The organism is Acidovorax sp. 22279 (assembly GCF_052045435.1).
In the GTDB taxonomy this organism is placed as follows: domain Bacteria; phylum Pseudomonadota; class Gammaproteobacteria; order Burkholderiales; family Burkholderiaceae_C; genus Acidovorax; species Acidovorax delafieldii.
Map to the genome: position 1 here is coordinate 321,053 of NZ_JBQEOV010000001.1, position 16,394 is coordinate 337,446.

The 16,394-nt window shown below is 65.4% G+C and carries 15 protein-coding genes; 7 read left to right on the forward strand and 8 right to left on the reverse strand.

Annotation, left to right across the window (positions count from 1 at the left end; all coding sequences use genetic code 11):
• The 6 genes from ACTJKQ_RS01405 to ahpC form a co-directional block, all read right to left on the reverse strand.
• Window positions 1-1,122 (reverse strand): efflux RND transporter periplasmic adaptor subunit, encoded by a 1,122-nt coding sequence (locus ACTJKQ_RS01405; RefSeq protein WP_436075497.1) that lies wholly within the window; start codon window positions 1,120-1,122, stop codon window positions 1-3.
• Window positions 1,119-1,691, reverse strand: a complete 573-nt coding sequence (locus tag ACTJKQ_RS01410; protein ID WP_436075498.1) for a hypothetical protein — start codon at window positions 1,689-1,691, stop codon at window positions 1,119-1,121. The genes ACTJKQ_RS01405 and ACTJKQ_RS01410 overlap by 4 nt, the downstream gene beginning before the upstream one ends.
• A gap of 36 nt (window positions 1,692-1,727) precedes the next feature.
• Complete coding sequence (locus tag ACTJKQ_RS01415; RefSeq protein ID WP_440595763.1) at window positions 1,728-3,005, reverse strand: TolC family protein; 1,278 nt, start codon at window positions 3,003-3,005, stop codon at window positions 1,728-1,730.
• A gap of 178 nt (window positions 3,006-3,183) precedes the next feature.
• Window positions 3,184-3,537 carry a hypothetical protein gene (locus ACTJKQ_RS01420; RefSeq protein ID WP_440595764.1) on the reverse strand — a complete coding sequence of 118 codons (354 nt, stop codon included), beginning with the start codon at window positions 3,535-3,537 and terminating at the stop codon, window positions 3,184-3,186.
• Window positions 3,538-3,724: 187 nt separating this feature from the next.
• On the reverse strand, window positions 3,725-5,338 hold the full coding sequence (gene ahpF / locus ACTJKQ_RS01425; protein WP_440595765.1) for an alkyl hydroperoxide reductase subunit F: 1,614 nt from the start codon (window positions 5,336-5,338) through the stop codon (window positions 3,725-3,727).
• Window positions 5,339-5,492: 154 nt separating this feature from the next.
• Complete coding sequence (ahpC, locus tag ACTJKQ_RS01430) at window positions 5,493-6,068, reverse strand: alkyl hydroperoxide reductase subunit C (RefSeq protein WP_121943337.1); 576 nt, start codon at window positions 6,066-6,068, stop codon at window positions 5,493-5,495.
• A gap of 284 nt (window positions 6,069-6,352) precedes the next feature.
• On the opposite strand from ahpC, the gene bfr reads away from it, so the two are divergent.
• The 5 genes from bfr (at window position 6,353) to ACTJKQ_RS01455 (ending at window position 12,089) form a co-directional block, all read left to right on the forward strand.
• Entirely contained in the window at window positions 6,353-6,829 is a 477-nt protein-coding gene (gene bfr, locus ACTJKQ_RS01435) for a bacterioferritin (protein ID WP_440595766.1), read from the forward strand.
• A gap of 426 nt (window positions 6,830-7,255) precedes the next feature.
• Complete coding sequence (locus ACTJKQ_RS01440) at window positions 7,256-7,564, forward strand: hypothetical protein (RefSeq protein WP_056061811.1); 309 nt, start codon at window positions 7,256-7,258, stop codon at window positions 7,562-7,564.
• Window positions 7,561-9,399, forward strand: a complete 1,839-nt coding sequence (locus tag ACTJKQ_RS01445) for a PepSY-associated TM helix domain-containing protein (protein ID WP_440595767.1) — start codon at window positions 7,561-7,563, stop codon at window positions 9,397-9,399. Before ACTJKQ_RS01440 ends, ACTJKQ_RS01445 begins: the two co-directional genes overlap by 4 nt.
• 5 nt (window positions 9,400-9,404) lie before the next feature.
• Window positions 9,405-9,737 (forward strand): DUF3325 domain-containing protein, encoded by a 333-nt coding sequence (locus tag ACTJKQ_RS01450; protein ID WP_440595768.1) that lies wholly within the window; start codon window positions 9,405-9,407, stop codon window positions 9,735-9,737.
• Between the two features lie 177 nt (window positions 9,738-9,914).
• Window positions 9,915-12,089, forward strand: coding sequence for a TonB-dependent receptor (locus ACTJKQ_RS01455; protein ID WP_440595769.1), 2,175 nt, complete (start codon window positions 9,915-9,917; stop codon window positions 12,087-12,089).
• Window positions 12,090-12,261: 172 nt separating this feature from the next.
• Here ACTJKQ_RS01455 and ACTJKQ_RS01460 read toward each other — a convergent pair whose 3' ends face one another.
• Entirely contained in the window at window positions 12,262-12,864 is a 603-nt protein-coding gene (locus tag ACTJKQ_RS01460) for a hypothetical protein (protein ID WP_440595770.1), read from the reverse strand.
• 51 nt (window positions 12,865-12,915) lie between these two features.
• Window positions 12,916-14,541, reverse strand: coding sequence for a methyl-accepting chemotaxis protein (locus tag ACTJKQ_RS01465; protein ID WP_440595771.1), 1,626 nt, complete (start codon window positions 14,539-14,541; stop codon window positions 12,916-12,918).
• Between the two features lie 371 nt (window positions 14,542-14,912).
• On the opposite strand from ACTJKQ_RS01465, the gene ACTJKQ_RS01470 reads away from it, so the two are divergent.
• Both ACTJKQ_RS01470 and ACTJKQ_RS01475 read left to right on the forward strand, forming a co-directional pair.
• On the forward strand, window positions 14,913-16,142 hold the full coding sequence (locus ACTJKQ_RS01470; protein WP_440595772.1) for a PepSY-associated TM helix domain-containing protein: 1,230 nt from the start codon (window positions 14,913-14,915) through the stop codon (window positions 16,140-16,142).
• Window positions 16,139-16,393, forward strand: a complete 255-nt coding sequence (locus tag ACTJKQ_RS01475) for a hypothetical protein (protein WP_440595773.1) — start codon at window positions 16,139-16,141, stop codon at window positions 16,391-16,393. The genes ACTJKQ_RS01470 and ACTJKQ_RS01475 overlap by 4 nt, the downstream gene beginning before the upstream one ends.
• Window position 16,394: the final 1 nt, after the last annotated feature.

The following is a 16,394-nucleotide window of genomic DNA, read 5'->3' on the forward strand; positions in this document are numbered from 1 at the left end:
TTAGCGGACCTGGTTGATGAGCGTGGCGCCCTGCGTGGCCACGCGGTCGCCGGGCTGCAGGCCCGAGGTCACGGCCACCGAGGTGCCATCCAGCGGCACCGCCGTGACCACCCGGGGCACAAAGCGCTCGGGCGACTCCTTGACCCAAACGATGGTCTGGTTGGCCGGGCTGCGCAGCAGCGCGGCAGCGGGCACTTGCACGCCATCGACCTTGTCGGTGGACTGCACGAACACGCGCACCGGCTGGCCCAGGGCCAAGGTGCCAAGCGCAGACGAGTCGCCCACAAACTGCAGCGGCTGCGCCTGATCACGCAGGCTGCGCGCCGCGCCCACAAAGCGCAGCGGCACGCGCTGCCCGGCCACGGCCAGCGTGGCACCGGCCACGCTCTGGGCCTGTGCCGGGTCGTAGGCCAGGGCCTCGATGCGCAGGCGCGATGGGTCTACCACCTCGAACACCAGTTCGCGCGCATCCACCACCTGGCCCGCCACGGCATTGGCCGAAGCGATCACGCCCGAAACGGGGGCCACCAGCGCATCGCGTGTGGCCAGGCCCGCGCCCACGGCGCCAAGGCGCTGGGTGAGGCTGTGCAGCTCGCTCTCAGCGGCCTCGATGTCCTTGCGCGGCACGGTGTCTGCCAGCTCCGTCAGGCGCGCCACGCGCCGCGCGGCGAGGTCGCGGGCAGCGCGCAGCTCGGCCTGCTGGGCCAGCTGGTTGGAGCGCTCGATGGCGCCCGCCGTGGGCACCACATAGGCCAGCACCTCGCCCTTGCGCACCACCTGGCCCACGCCCGGCAGGCCCTTGGGCCCGGCCTCCAGCCGCCCGGCCAGCACGGCCTGCACCTTGCCGCCTGCGTTGGGGTCCATCACCACAGTGCCCGCCAGTTCAAAAGCCTTGGCGTGCTGCCCGGTGGCTGCCACCACAGTGCGTACGCCCAGTTGGCGCTGCGCGGGCTTGGGCAGAAACACGCTGCCATCGGGCTGGCGGCTGGGGCCGTTGCCGGTGGGCGTGGGTGGCGCGTCGCCATGGTCGTGGCCGGGGCCTGCCAGGGCAGGCAGGGGAGCGCTGAGCGCGGCAGCCATGAGCAGGGCTAGCAAAGAGGGCATGGGGTGGAAGCGCTTCATGCGGCACCTCCCACGCGCTGGTTGTTGCCCATGCGGGCAGCACGGCCCCGGCGCAGTCCCCACACGGCGACCAGCGACAGCAGCACGGCGGCCACGGCGCCTGCAATCAGCACAGTGCGGCGGGCCAGCCCTGCCGGTGCGGCATCGGTGTGGGCGGCGGGGTGCAGGTCGATCTCGCCTGCGAGCAGGTCGGTGTCAGTGCCTGCGGCCACGGTGGCGGTGATGGGGCTCACACCCTCGGCCAGCGGCGCGGCCAGGGTGGCCTGGAACTCGCCCTCGGCCACGCGGGTGACGGGCACGCTGGTGCCTGCAATGTCCAGCTCCAGCCGGGCGTCTTTCACGGGGCTGTTGTCACCCGCATGGTCCAGATAGAGCGCGATTTTTTGCCCGTCGAGCACGCCCACGAGTTCAAACAGGTCGGAGGTAGCAGCAAAGCGCGGCAGGGCTGTGCCCGCTGCGGCGGCGGGGGCTTCGCCATGGTCGTGACCAGCACCGGCCAGCGCTGTCGGCGGTAGCAAGCCCAGCAGCAGGGCCAGGCCCAGTGTGGAAAAAGCGGAAGAGAGTGTCATGGTTGTCTTAAAAATTGGTCGGGATTCACAGGGAGTTCATTGCGGCAGCAGGCCCAGGGCTTGGCGCAGGTGGGAGATGGCGGCCGCCGCGTCGATGCGGGCGCGGGCCAGCTGACGTTCGGCCTGGGCGGCCTCCAGCTCCACACGCAGGCGTGTGGGGCCGTCGGCTTCGCCCAGGCGGAAGGCCTTGTCGATAAAGCCGCGTGTGCCCTGCGCCAGCGCCGCGTGCCGTGCCAGCGCATCGCGCTGGGCCTGCGTGGCCTTCACGCGGGCCACGGCAGTGGCAATGTCGGCGGCCAGGCGCCTCTGCTCCACGGCAGCACGCGCCTCGGCATCGATGGCATCGGCGCGTGCTGTAGCCTGCTTTGCCTGCGCACGGTCGCCCCCGCCCAGGGGTATGCGCAGGCCCACGGTGAATGTCTGCTGGTAGCGATCGCCCGCCTGCTCGCGGCCGCGCGTGGCGGCCACGGTCAGCTCGGGGTTGGCGCGGGTTTGCACGGCAGCCAGGTCGGCAGCGCGGCGGGCCACCTCGGCCTGGTCCTGCCAGTCGGCCGCCGCTGGGTGCTGGGCAGCGGCGGCCGTGGGGTCTGGCACGGGGGGCTCGGACTCTGCCCCGTCCGCCAGCGCCAGGGTGGGCGCGGCCTGCACGCCCCAGGCGGCCAGTGCGACCTGCGCTGAGTCCCGCGCGCCCTGGGCCTCGGCCATGGCGGCTTCGGCCTGGGCCACGGCGCCGTCGGCCTGGGCCTGGTCGGCACGCGACAGGTCGCCTGCACGCACGCGGCGCGCCACGTCGGCGGCCAGGCGCTGGGCGTTCAGCAGCCGGTCTTGCGCCAGTGCCTGATCGGCCTGCGCACGCTGCGCGGCCCACCACGCTTCGCGCACGGTGGCGGCCAGTTGCAGCTGCGCGGCGCGCTGGCGGCTGTCCAAAGCCTGCGTTTCGGCGTCGGCCAGCGCGGCCTTGCGGGCGCGCTCGCCCGGCAACCACAGCGGCAGGGCCAGACCCACTTCGGCTTCGCGGCTGCCCTGGTTGCTGCCAGGGCGGTCGGTTTTGGTGGACAGCTCCAGCGCGATGGGCTCGGCCGTCCAGGCCGCTGCGGCGCTGCGTGTGGCATGCGCAGCCTCGCGCCGCAAAGCTGCAGACTGCGCTTCGGGCTGGCGCTGCCAGGCCTGGTCGAACAGGGCCTGGAGCGTGAGCGGCGCTGTGCCGGGGTGTGCGGTCTGGGCCTGTGCGGCACTGCCCAGCAGTGCCCAGCCCAGTGCCATCACCGCCAGCGCGGCAATGGACGTGTGTTGTCGTTGTTTCGTTGGTTGCATCCGATTCCTCTGCAGTGGCCGGGGCCACAGGTTGAAATCGGCGAGACGCGATGGGAGGAAGAGCCGATCAGCAGCACACGCAGGCGTCAGCGCGCGCGTCGCCGCTGCCTCAAAAGGCAGCTCTTCAACACCATCAACAAAATGGAAACGGGACAGCCCAGAGCCCCCGCCTCGCCGCTCAGGCGAGGACGGGCCAGTTGGGGCGTTCGGGGCGTGAAAGGGGGGCTGGAGGCCAAGCTGGTGCCGCCTGGGCCAGCGGGCGTGCTGCAGTCACCACGATGGCATGGTCACCGGGACTGTGCGCGAGACCGCTGCCCGCGCCATGGCAGGCGTGACAGTCCATGTCCGCCGGGGTGGCACTGGATGTCTTGGCTGGATGGACAGGGGATTCATCGGCCACATGATCGTGCGCATGGTGGCCAAAGTGCGAGGCTTGCGGCGCCGTTTCATGCCCGCAATAAGGCGAAGCAGCCGCCCAGATGGCCTGGAACGGCATGAACACCAACAGGAAGAGCAACAGCAAGCGGCGCATGGGCAGCCGGATTCTAGGGAGGTTTGTAGAACCCCTACAAAAACAACGGATCGCCCAGACCGGGTTGAAGGACTTTGCGTGGTTGAGTGGCAAAAGGCCCAGGCCTGAATCCGCAGCTGGATTCACGCTGCGGGCCGCCCTGCCTGCAGGGACGAGGGCAGCATCCGCCCCCATCCCCTGCACGACATCAAGCAGCAACGGCCTCGGGCTGCGCTGCCTGCGCCTTGGCCCCTTCGGCCACCACGGGCATGCGGATCAGGTGGTCAAAGGCGCTCAGCGCTGCCTTGGAGCCATCGCCCGCTGCAATCACGATCTGCTTGAAAGGCACGGTGGTGCAATCGCCCGCCGCAAACACGCCGGGGATGTTGGTGCGACCGTGCGAATCGACAATGATTTCGCCAAAGCGCGACAGCTCCACCGTACCCTTGAGCCATTCGGTATTGGGCACCAGGCCGATTTGCACGAACACGCCCTCCAGCGCCACGGTGTGCTCCACGTTGGTCGCGCGGTCCTTGTACTTAAGGCCATTGACCTTGCCATCGGCACCGGTGATTTCGGTCGTCTGCGCATTGGTGTGGATGGTCACGTTGGGCAGGCTCTTGAGCTTGTTGACCAGTACGGCGTCGGCCTTGAGCTGGTCGGCAAACTCGATGAGCGTGACGTGGGCCACCACGCCAGCAAGGTCAATCGCGGCTTCGACACCACTGTTGCCGCCGCCGATCACCGACACGCGCTTGCCCTTGAACAGCGGGCCATCGCAGTGCGGGCAGTAGGCCACGCCCTTGTTCTTGTACTCGGCTTCGCCGGGCACGTTCACGTTGCGCCAGCGGGCGCCGGTGGACAGGATCACCGTCTTGGCCTTGAGCGAGCCGCCGTTGGCCAGCTGCACTTCGATCAAACCACCGGACTGCGCGGCGGGGATGAGCTTGTCGGCGCGCTGCAGGTTCATGATGTCCACACCATAGGCGCGGGTGTGGGCTTCGAGTGCGGCGGCAAACTTGGGGCCGTCGGTTTCGAGCACCGAGATGTAGTTTTCAATCGCCAGCGTGTCATTGACCTGGCCGCCAAAACGCTCGGCCGCCACACCGGTGCGGATGCCCTTGCGGGCGGCATACACGGCGGCTGCCGCGCCAGCGGGGCCACCGCCGACGATCAGCACGTCATACGGATCCTTGGCGCTGAGCTTGGCGGCTTCGCGGGCGGCAGAGCCGGTGTCGAGCTTGGCGACGATCTCTTCGATGGTCATGCGGCCCGAGCCGAACACCTGGCCGTTCAGGAACACCATGGGCACGGCCATGATTTCGCGGTCGTTCACTTCCTGCTGGAAGGCGCCGCCTTCGATCACGGTGGTCTTGACCTTGGGGTTGACGATGGCCATGAGCGACAACGCCTGCACCACGTCCGGGCAGTTGTGGCAGGTCAGGCTCATGTAGACCTCGAAGTTGAAGTCTCCATCCAGCGCCTTGATGGAGTCGATCACATCCTGCTCGACCTTGGGTGGGTGGCCGCCCGTCCACAACAGTGCCAGCACCAGCGAGGTGAATTCATGGCCCAAGGGCAGGCCGGCAAAGCGCAGGCTGTTGGTGGCGCCCACGCGCTGCAGGCTGAAGGATGGCTTGCGTGCATCGTTTCCGTCGGTGCGCAGGGTGATCTTGTCGCTGCGCAGGGATTGGATGGTCGTCAGCAGCTCACGCATGTCGCGCGCCGTCTCGCTGTCGTCCAGGGAAGCCACCAGCTCAAACGGCTGCTGCACGCGCTCGAGATAGGCGGCGAGTTGGGTCTTGAGTTGTTCGTCGAGCATGGTGGTGTCCTTTGAAATTCGAGTTGTGGTGTCTGGGAGGGTGACGCCAAAAAGGCTGCAGTTCAAGCCTGCTTGTCAACGTCCGGGCGTAAAAAAGCCGGACGGCATGGCGCGATGGCGCCATGACGCTGTCCGGCTTTGGAGGAGCCGTGGATTAGATCTTGCCAACCAGGTCCAGCGAAGGCGTCAGCGTCTTGGCGCCTTCCTTCCACTTGGCGGGGCAGACTTGGCCAGGGTTGGCGGCGGTGAACTGGGCAGCCTTGAGCTTGCGCAGGGTTTCCGACACGTCACGGGCGATTTCGTTGGAGTGAATCTCCATGGTCTTGATCACGCCATCGGGGTTGATCACGAACGTGCCACGCAGTGCCAGACCTTCTTCAGGAATGTGCACGCCGAAAGCGTTGGTCAGCTGGTGCGTTGGGTCGCCGACCAGGGGGAACTTGGCCTTGCCCACGGCGTCGGAGGTTTCGTGCCACACCTTGTGCGAGAAGTGGGTGTCGGTGGTCACGATGTAAACCTCGGCACCGGCCTTTTGGAATTCAGCGTAGTTGTCGGCAGCGTCTTCGATTTCGGTGGGGCAGTTGAAGGTGAAGGCTGCAGGCATGAAGATCAGCACGGACCACTTGCCCTTGAGGGACTGCTCGGTCACTTCGATGAATTCACCCTTGCCGGCACGGTTGACAAAAGCGGTGGTCTTGAAGGGCTGAACTTGCGTATTGATCAGGGACATTGCTGTTTCCTTTGTGGTTGGTTGACTGAACAGGACTGAAGTTTAGGCATTTCCAAGCCATCAATCCAATTAATTGATTACATCGAATCAATTGCCAATTACTATACAACGCACTGTACGACCTCTCGGTAACAGCCCTGGGGCGCCACGGGGCACACAGGATGTGAACGCGAACGCCTCTCAGCATCACACGCAGCCCGCGCGCCACAGCAGGGGCTTGCCTTGCGCTGCTGGATGCGGGTCACGACAATCAGCGCCGAATCCACACATTACAAGGAGTCCCCATGAAAGGTGACGCACAGGTCATTGGCCATCTGCAGGCCCAGCTCAAGAACGAACTCACCGCCATCAACCAGTACTTCCTGCACTACCGCATGCTCAAGCACTGGGGCTTCGACAAGCTGGCGAAGAAGGAGTATTCGGAATCCATCGGCGAGATGAAGCATGCCGACTGGCTCATGGACCGCATCTTCACGCTGGACGGCCTGCCCAACCTGCAGGACCTGGCCAAGATCCAGGTCGGCGAAGACGTGCCAGAGATCCTGGCCTGCGACCTGCGCGCCGAACAAGGTGCCCAAGCCACCATCAAGGATGGGATTGCCCACTGCGAAAGCGTGCGTGACTATGTATCGCGCGACCTGCTGCAAAAGATCCTGGACGACACCGAGGAGCACATCGACTTCCTCGAGACCCAGATCGATCTGATGGGCAAGGTGGGCCTGCAGAACTACCTGCAGTCGCAGATGGGCGATGTGGAGTAAGGCCACGGATCGCCAGATCGGTCCACGAAAGCGGGCAGAAAAATCAAAACGGGCTTCGGCCCGTTTTTTTGTGCCTGCGCGCTGCAGCTTGGGAAATATTTCTCCCGGATAGCAATGCCCCCTGCGATCACGGGTTGTTGCAAGTGCACATCAACGGAAGAAAATTCCCGCAACACAAATGCGAATGCTTCTCAACAAAAGTAGAATGTCAGCCTACCACCGGCGGCCGGGTTCAGTGACACCCTGATTCCCGAGCCCGCCAGCAAGCCAGTCAGCCCGGCTCCAGCCGCCCGTTGCAGCCAGCGTTTGTGCGTTTTGTACCCACACACCTGTCTGGAGCTCTCTGCTGATGCCGCACCGTACGACCCGCCCCTGCCTTGCGGGGCCCTTGCCCACATACACCCCCGGGTCTCCCCGGGCCCTGCCATGAAGGCCACCCGCGTCAATGGACGCTACCGGCTGGCCATCACCTCCCGCGCCGTGGCGGCGATAGGGGGCGGCTACGCACTGGCGGCAGGCTTCTCGGCGGCGCTGTCGCTCCTGCTAGCGCAATGCATGCCCCGCGTGGAGGCTGTGCTCACGGCCACCATGCTCTCGTGGGTGGTGTATGCCACCGCCGCTGGCTGGGCTTTTTACACACGCACCGCCTGGGGCGCCTGGGGTGGCACGCTGCTGCCCGCACTGGTGCTGGGCGCCTGCGCCACGGCACCGCATTGGATGAAGGCAGCGGCATGACCAGCAGCACACTCCCCTCCCGTCCCCCGGCAGAACGTGCCCCTGCAGCCACCGTGGCCAGCACTGCGTCTGAAGCAGCACGCTCAACCAAGAAGCCCAAGGCGCCCAGCGACCGCGAAGGATTCCGCCAGGCCATGGCTTGGCTGCACACCTGGGCCGGATTGATCCTGGGCTGGCTGCTATTTGCAATCTTCCTTACCGGCACGCTGTCGTTCTTCAAGAACGAGTTCAACTTGTGGATGCGCCCCGAGATGCATGGACTGCAGCCGGTGGATGCCACCGATCCGCAGGTAGCGCAAAAAGCCCTGGACGCGCTGGTGCGCCGGGTGCCCAACGTCACGCAGTGGATCATGCACCTGCCCGACGACCGCGACCCTGCCGTCAACATCCTGTGGCGCGACACGGGCAATGGCCGCTTCGAAACGCTGCGCATGAACCCGCAGACCGGCGAGGCCATCGACGCGCGCCAGACCATGGGCGGCGACTTCTTCTACCGCTTCCACTTCGAGCTGCGCACCGCGCAGAAGGGGCGCTGGACCCTCGAAGGCCGCTGGGTGGTGGGCGTAGCCACCATGCTGATGTTTGTTGCGCTGATCTCGGGGGTGATCACGCACCGCCGCATTTTCAAGGACTTCTTCACCTTCCGCCCCACCAAGGGCGGCCAGCGCGCCTGGCTGGACGCACACAACGTCAGCGGTGTACTGGTGCTGCCGTTCTACCTGATGATCACCTTCAGCGGACTGATGATCTTCCACACGCTCTACATGCCTGCAGGCATTGCCACCGCTTACAAGGGCGAGAACGGCGTGGACTCCAACACGTACTTTGCCGACCTGCAGGGCGAGAAAGCCGAAAGCCGCCCCCGGCGCAGACCGGGCGACAAGGTAGAGCCCCTGCCCGCTATTGCACTGCCGTCGATCCTGACCGAAGCGCGCACCCGCTGGGACGGCGGGCGCATCGGCAGCCTGCAGGCGCGCCGCGACGCCAAGGGCCGCGCCGTGGTCGAGGTGACGCGCCACGAAGGCGACCGCCTGCAATACCGACCACCGCGCCTGCTGTTTGACGCCACCACCGGCCAGTGGCTGGACCAGGCCGATGCCACCGGCCCCGCCGTCAAGACCTATGGCGTGCTGTATGGCCTGCACATGGCGCGGTTTGCCGACATCGGCCTGCGCTGCGCGCTGTTTGGCTTTGGCGTGTTGGGCAGCCTGATGATCGCCACCGGCATGGTGCTGTGGTCGGTCAAGCGCAGCGCCAAGTCGCAGACGCAGGCCAGCCGCACAGGGATCGCCGCCAGTAAAGACAACAGGGCGGGCGTCGCACCCACCAAGGCGCCGTTTGGCGAGCGCCTGGTGGCAGCCATCAACATTGCCACGCTGGCAGGCCTGCCGCTGGCCTGCGGCGTGTACATCGCCTCCAACCGCCTGATCCCGCTGAACGCTGAGGGCCGGGCCGATGTGGAACTGGCCTGGTTCTTCAGCGCCTGGGGCCTGGCCCTGCTGTGGGCGCTGGCCTGCGCCGTGGTGCGGCCCAGCCGCATGGGCTGGTCGGTGCCGCTGGGCGCCGCGGGGCTGGTGTGGGGGCTGCTGCCTGTCATCAACGCCCTGACCACCCACACCCACCTGGGCGTCACGCTGCCGGCGGGCGAATGGGTGTGGGCCAGCATGGACCTGGCGTTCCTGACCACCGGGCTGGTGCTGGGCTGGCTGTCGTGGCGGCTGCGCCCGGGCCGTGCCCCCAAGGGCAAAGCCGCTGAGGCCAAAACACCGCGCACTGCCCCGGCGGCCGCATTGCCTGCGGCCACCGATGTGTCTGTTTCAACGTCGGGGGCTTGAACACCATGTCCGCATTTCTGCTGTGTTTTGCGGCTTGGTCGGCGATGGCGCTGGGCATGGACCGCCACCATGAAGACGCCACAGGCCGCGAAGGTGCAGCCCACCGCCTGCAACAACTGCGCCGCGCGGGTTGGCTGTTGCTGCTGCTGTCGCTGTGGCTGGCCGCACACCCGGCCGATGGCGTGCCTGTCTCGCTCGGCGTGACCGCATGGGCCGTGGCCCTGTCAGCAGCTGCCGTGGCCGTGACAGCCACTGTGACCTGGCAGCCCCGGCGCACACCGCTGCTGGCGAGGTTGGCCCTGCTGGCAGGCCTCGCCGCCTGGGCCGGGGGGCGGTGAGCGGAAAGGATGCGACGGCCCCGCTGGCTCGTCGCACTTTCTGATCCGCCTCTCACCCTTGCATTTTTTCATCCCGCTCTCTGCGCCCCTCCCAGCCACCGGCCCCATGGGCCCGCGCCAGGCCTGGTGCCTGCGGAGCCGTTTTCAACCGCGTTGCGCACACACCAAGGACAAACCATGCACGCACCTTTCCGCCGCCCCTTTCGCCACCCCCAGGCCCTGCACCCGCTGGCCGCCGCCGTCCTGGCCGCGTTCTGCGGCACTGCGCTGGCGCAGGCCACACCACCCGCTGCGCCCACCCAGACGCTGGGCGAAGTCACCGTCCAATCCACCAGTGGCGATGACGGCTATTCGCCCGCCGTCAGCTCCTCGGCCACCAAGGGCAGCGCGCCGCTGCGCGATGTGCCCCAAGCCGTGAACGTGGTGCCCGAGCAGCTCATGCGCGACCAGGGTGCGCGGTCGATGGAAGACGTGCTGCGCAACGTACCCGGCGTGGCAATGAGCCACGGCGACGGCCAGCGTGACCAGGTGGTGATCCGTGGCTTCACCGCCATCGCCGACCAGTTTGTGGATGGGGTGCGCGACGATGCGCTGTACTTCCGCGACCTGGCCGACATCGAGCGCGTGGAGGTGCTCAAGGGCCCCGCCGCCGTGCTGTACGGGCGCGGCTCCTCGGGCGGCCTGATCAACCGCGTGACCAAGAAACCCAAGTTTGGCGAGACCTCGGGGGAGGCTTCTCTGGGCCTGGGCAGCTACGCCTTTCGCCGCGCCACGGCCGATGTGAATGTAGGCATCAGCGACACCGCGGCCTTCCGCATCAACGCCGCCGTCGAAGACTCGGGCAGCTACCGCGACCAGCAGTTCGTCAAGCGCCACAACTTCGCGCCGTCGCTCGCGCTCAAGCTCGCCGCGCAGACCGACCTGCTGCTGCAGTACACCAACGCCCGCGACAAGCGCCTGACGGACTTCGGCATTCCCGCACTCAACGGCCGTCCAGTGAATGTGCCCGCCAGCACCTACTACGGCTCCAGCAACGCCGCGCAAGACGACACCACCACCAGCACCATGCAATCGCTGGCGGCCACTCTCAGCCACCGCTTCAACGACGACTGGTCGGTGCGCAATGTGACACGCGCATACGACTACACGCTGGACCGCTACAACACCCTGCCCGGCGGCACCACCAACCCGGTGAACCTGACCGTGGGCCGCACACGCTCGTTCATCCTGCGCGACGAAAGCGGCATGTTCAACCAGACCGACGTGACCTGGCGCAACCAGTTCGGGGGCCTGAAGCAGGAGTGGCTGATGGGCATGGAACTGGGCCAGCAGAATAAGCGCGCGGAGTCCGTGTCGGGGGGAGCAGACCGTGTCTCCATCTTCAACCCCGCCGGCGTAGCCGCGCCGGTGATACCTGCCGCCAGCTACACCGCCGACAGCGCCATCCCCAGCCACACCACCCAAGACACAGCGGCGCTGTACTGGCAAAACCAGATCACACTGGCCCCGGAGTGGAAGGCGCTGGTGGGTGCGCGCTACGACGTGTTCAAGCAGCAGACCGAGTTTGATCGCAAGCTCTCCGCGTTGTCGCGCACCGACAAGAAGTTCAGCCCCCGCGCAGGCCTGGTCTGGCAACCCAGCGACGCGGTGTCGTACTACGTGTCGTACAGCAAGTCGTTCCAGCCTTCGGCAGAGACTTTTGCGCTGGCCGCCAACAACACCGCCAACGAACCCGAGATCACGCAGAACAAGGAAATCGGCATGAAGCTCGACCTGCTCGATGGCCGCATGAACGTGACCGGCGCGCTCTTCAACCTGGAGCGCACCAACATCAAGAACACCGACCCCACCAACCCCTCGCGCCAGATCAACGTGGGCACGCAACGCACCAACGGCCTGGAGCTGACCGCCAACGGCCGCCTGCCTGGCCGCTGGGATGTAAGCGCCGGCTACGCCTGGCTGGATGGCCGCATGACGAAATCACTGGCCACCACCACCTCCACCCAGTTGCCCACCACCGCCATTGCCGCCCAGGGCAAGGTGCCTGCGCTCACGCCCCGCAATTCCGCCTTCCTGTGGGCCATGAAGGACCTGGGCCACGGCCTGCGCGTGGGTGGCGGCGTGAACTACGTGGGCGCCCGCTTCACCTCGCTGACCAACCTGGTCACCCTGCCCGGTTACACCACGCTGGACGCCGCCCTGCAATACACGCTGGGCCAGTGGGATGTGGACGTGAACATCAAGAACCTGGCCAACCGCAAGTACTACGTGTCGGCCCACGGCAGCAACGACAACCTGATCCTGCCCGGCTCGCCGCGTGCGGTGCAGGTCACACTGCGCTCGCACTTCTGACAAGGGAAAAAAGCGCACGCGTCTCAGTCAATCGACCGGTCGCCGCAACTTGCCACAGCCGGACCAAAGACGCTGCTGACGCCCAACCAAAGGTCTTTAACCGCTATCTAAAGTCGCGTTAACAGCATCGCACGGACGCACTGAGCGAAGCGTGCAATTGGGTCGATGGCGTTCAGTTCATGCTCCAGGTTCCGTCATAGAGCTCGGCCCTCAGACCCAGCTCCATGATCTGCGCAGTCAGGGTGCGTACCGATTGCCCGGCCTTGTCGCCTTCCGGGTCATTGGTTTGCGTCGACTGCGCAGCCCGGAGGGGGCGACCGACGTTGCGTCCCCACACACCGCGCCAGCGCGCCATGTTGGTTGTTTCCAGCGACACTGCATTCAAAGACTCGATGTAGATGTATCCGGTGGTCATCACCTCCTGGATGCTCTCCCTTTCGGCAGCGCTTGGGCTTGTGATTTGTTCGCTTTGCAACGCCACCATCACAACGCCGATAAACCGTGTCAATGACGCGGACGTCTGCACCGAGAGATCCACCAGTCGATGGACCTGATCGTTAAGACCGGCATCGCACCCCGCTCGGTTCGCGCCGAACCTGTCTACAGAAACGATGGCCAGTGTGCCGGACATGGCCGTCAGCATGTGGGATGCCAATGCAAACAGGTTCACGATGCCCAGCGGGCCTTTGCGCTGCTCAGGGCTTTCCACCTTCGGCAAATAGTCAAACTGCCGCGCGAAGAGCTCTTGGATGAGGCGTGGGGACTCTTCAGTCATTGCCGACTTTCGGGCCTTGGAGGCGGATTGGGCCAGTACGGGCGCAGCGGGTCAGGCTGCATAGCCAAGACTGGGCCGCCGCTCGTGGCTGACCGAGGCAGTGCCCGACCGCTCTTCGAGCTTGAAGATTTGCACCGCCCGCGTCAGCTGCTGGGCCTGCATGTCCAGACTCTGGGCGGCCGCCGCGCTTTCTTCAACGAGCGCTGCGTTCTGCTGTGTGACCTGATCCATCTGATTCACAGCTTGGCCGATCTGAGACACGCCGGAGCTCTGCTCAGAGATGGCAGCGCTGATCTGCCCCACAACCTCCGTCACACGCTGGATGGCGCCCACCACCTCGTCCATGGTCTGGCCCGCCTGATCCACCAGCTGGGTACCGGCAACCACCTTTTCCACGCTTTCGCTGATCAATGCCTTGATCTCCTTGGCGGCCGTGGCACTGCGCTGCGCAAGGTTGCGCACCTCAGTGGCCACCACGGCAAACCCGCGCCCTTGTTCACCCGCTCGCGCGGCCTCAACAGCAGCGTTCAGCGCCAGGATGTTCGTTTGAAAGGCAATGCCGTCAATCACGCCGATGATGTCGGAAATCCTGCGTGAGCTGTCGTTGATACCCCGCATGGTGTCCACTACCTGCGATACCACTTTGCCGCCCTGGGTGGCCACGGTGGTTGCGTTCATGGCCAACTGGTCTGCCACCTTGGCGTTCTCTGCGTTGTTAAGGACCGTGGTGCTGAACTGCTCCATGGTGGCGGCCGTCTGCTGCAGGGCGCTGGCCTGCTCTTCGGTACGGTGGCTCAGGTCGATATTTCCACGTGCAATTTCCGAAGTGCCCATGGCGATCGAATCCGAAGCACCGCGCACCTTGGCAACGATGTCCGCCAGGTTCTGCTGCATCGCGCTCAGAGAAGCCAGCACGCTTCCCTGGATGGCACTGTCGGCCCCATCCATTTTCGACAAGTCACCGTTCGCCACGCGGCGTGCTGCATCGCTGAGCACATCGGGCTCGGCCCCCAGTGCGCGGGACAGGCTGCGTGTGATCAGGTAGCCGGAGATCAACGCCACCAATGCTGCCACCAAAGCTAGGGCAACCAAGTAGGTGCGCTGCGTGGCCATGTCCGACTCAGATTGCTGCACGAGCTGGCCTGATCGCTCGTCGGTGACAGCCTGGTATTCGTTGGTCTTGGAGACCAGCGCGGCCAGCAGAGGGCGGCATTTCTCGTTGATCATGGTGATGGCCTCATCCCGCTGGCCATTCAGCGCCAGATCCACGATCTTCAAAGCCACAGGGCTGTAGGCGTGTTCGATCTTGTCGATGTCGTCCACAAGCGTCTTGATGGGCGCTGGCACATGGCCTGCCGCCGCCATTTCTTTCAGTCGAGCCAACCGGTCCTGAACATCAGCATGGGCTTTGCTCACCGCGAGCTTCTCAGCCGCGCGTTCTGATTCCGCGGTGACTATCACCAGGTTACGCGCCGCAATGGCACGGCGGTTGACAGCCGACTGCACGTCTTTCGCCAGATGGGCGCGGGCATTGATGCCGGTGACGTAGTCGTGGAACAGGTCCTTCTGCTTTGTCATGTCATAGATGGCAATCCCAGCCACCAGCAGGATCAGGGTCACCATCAGGCCGAAGGCCAGACTCAGTTTTCTACGGACGGTCATGCGGTTGCGGTTCATGCATATCACCTTGTTGATTGACGTGGCGCAATTTTTGATGAATTTATCATTTTCGTCAATTTATTTTTATCAATTTAAGGATGCCGTAGCCATGCGAAAGTCAAATTCGCAAAATCACAGCATCTGATCGGGAATCATTCGCATTTACGGGATAAAATTTGGCTACCGCAAGCCAAAGCCCTTTCTCTCGGCTGCAGCCAGCTCCCTCCGTCATCAGATGCATTCGGGTTGCCTGGCTTGAAACACTCCTTTCTCTCTGATCCTTCCGGCATGGCCGGCGCTTTGCGTCTGGCTCTTCAGTGCGTGCGTGCGCAGCGCTTTGAAACTCAAAGCCCTTGCGGTAGCAAATCGCTCAACAAAGTTCTCATCCCATGCTGAGCCCCACCGCCCTGCGCCGCTGGAGCTGGACCCACAAGTGGTCCAGCCTGGTGTGCACCGTCTTCATGCTGCTGCTGTGCATCACCGGCCTGCCGCTGATCTTTCACCACGAAATTGGCCACCTGCTGGGCACCGAGGTGGAGGCGCCTGCGATGCCCGCCAACACGCCGCGCGCCAGCCTGGACCAGGTGTTGGCCACGGCAAAAGCGCTGCACCCGGATCGTGTGGTGCAGTTCGCGTCGCATGCGGAGGACGATGACAACGTCTGGTTCGTCACGCTCACGCCCACCCCGGCGCCCACCGATGACTTCCGCTCTGTGGCGGTGGATGCCCGCACGGCCCAGGTGCTGGCGCAGCCACGGTTTGACGAAGGCTTCATGTACGTGATGTTCAAGCTGCATGTGGACCTGTTCGCGGGGCTGCCGGGCAAGCTGTTTCTGGGCTTCATGGGCTTGCTGCTGCTGGTGGCCATCGTCACCGGCGTGGTGTTGTATGCGCCGTTCATGCGCAAGCTGGCGTTTGGTGAGGTGCGGCGGGATCGGTCCACGCGGGTGAAGTGGCTCGACCTGCACAACCTGCTGGGCATCGTCACGCTGGTGTGGGCCTTCGTGGTGGGTGGCACGGGCATGATCAACACGTGGGCCGACCTGCTCATCAAGTACTGGCAGTACGACCAGTTGTCGGTGCTGCTCAAGCCCTACGAAGGCCAGCCCATCGTGCCCGCTGCCGAGCGCGGGCCGCTGCAGCAGGCGCTGGAGGCCGCGCAGGCCCAGGCGCCAGGCACCAAGCTGTCGTTCATTGCGTTCCCGGGCACGGCGTTTTCCAGCCCGCACCACAACACGTTTTTCCTGCGCGGCAACGAGCCGCTCACCTCGCGCCTGCTCAAGCCCGTGCTGGTGGATGCGCGCACGGCGCAGGTCACTGCAGCGCCCCAGCTGCCGTGGTACCTGACGGCGCTGCTGGTTTCGCAGCCGCTGCACTTTGGCGACTACGGTGGCATGCCGATGAAGATCCTCTGGGCGCTGCTCGACATTGCCACCATCGTGGTGCTGGGCAGCGGGTTGTACCTGTGGCTGCGCAAAGGTGCGCAGGCGGGCAGCGCCAGCAACGCCAGTACCAGCACCACCACGGCGGCCGCCACCGTGCACGGCCACACCGGCCTGCCGCCAACGGCTGCCGCACGCACTGGCGGCGCGCTGCCAAGCACGGAGGGCCGCGCATGAAGGCGAGCCCTTTCTGGTCGCTGTGGGGCTGGCCCTTCGTGATGGGTGTGCTGACCACCACCGGCCTCATCACAGCACTGGTGTCCGACACCTGGGGCGACTGGTGGTCGTGGGTGGGTCTGGGCATTCCGGTGGCGGTGATGGGCTGGACCTGCTGGCCGCGCACCACGCCAAAGGCCACTGCACAACGCGCCCATGACAAACCCCACACCGATGCCGACGAAACGGGCACCAACGCCACGCCACTCTGAA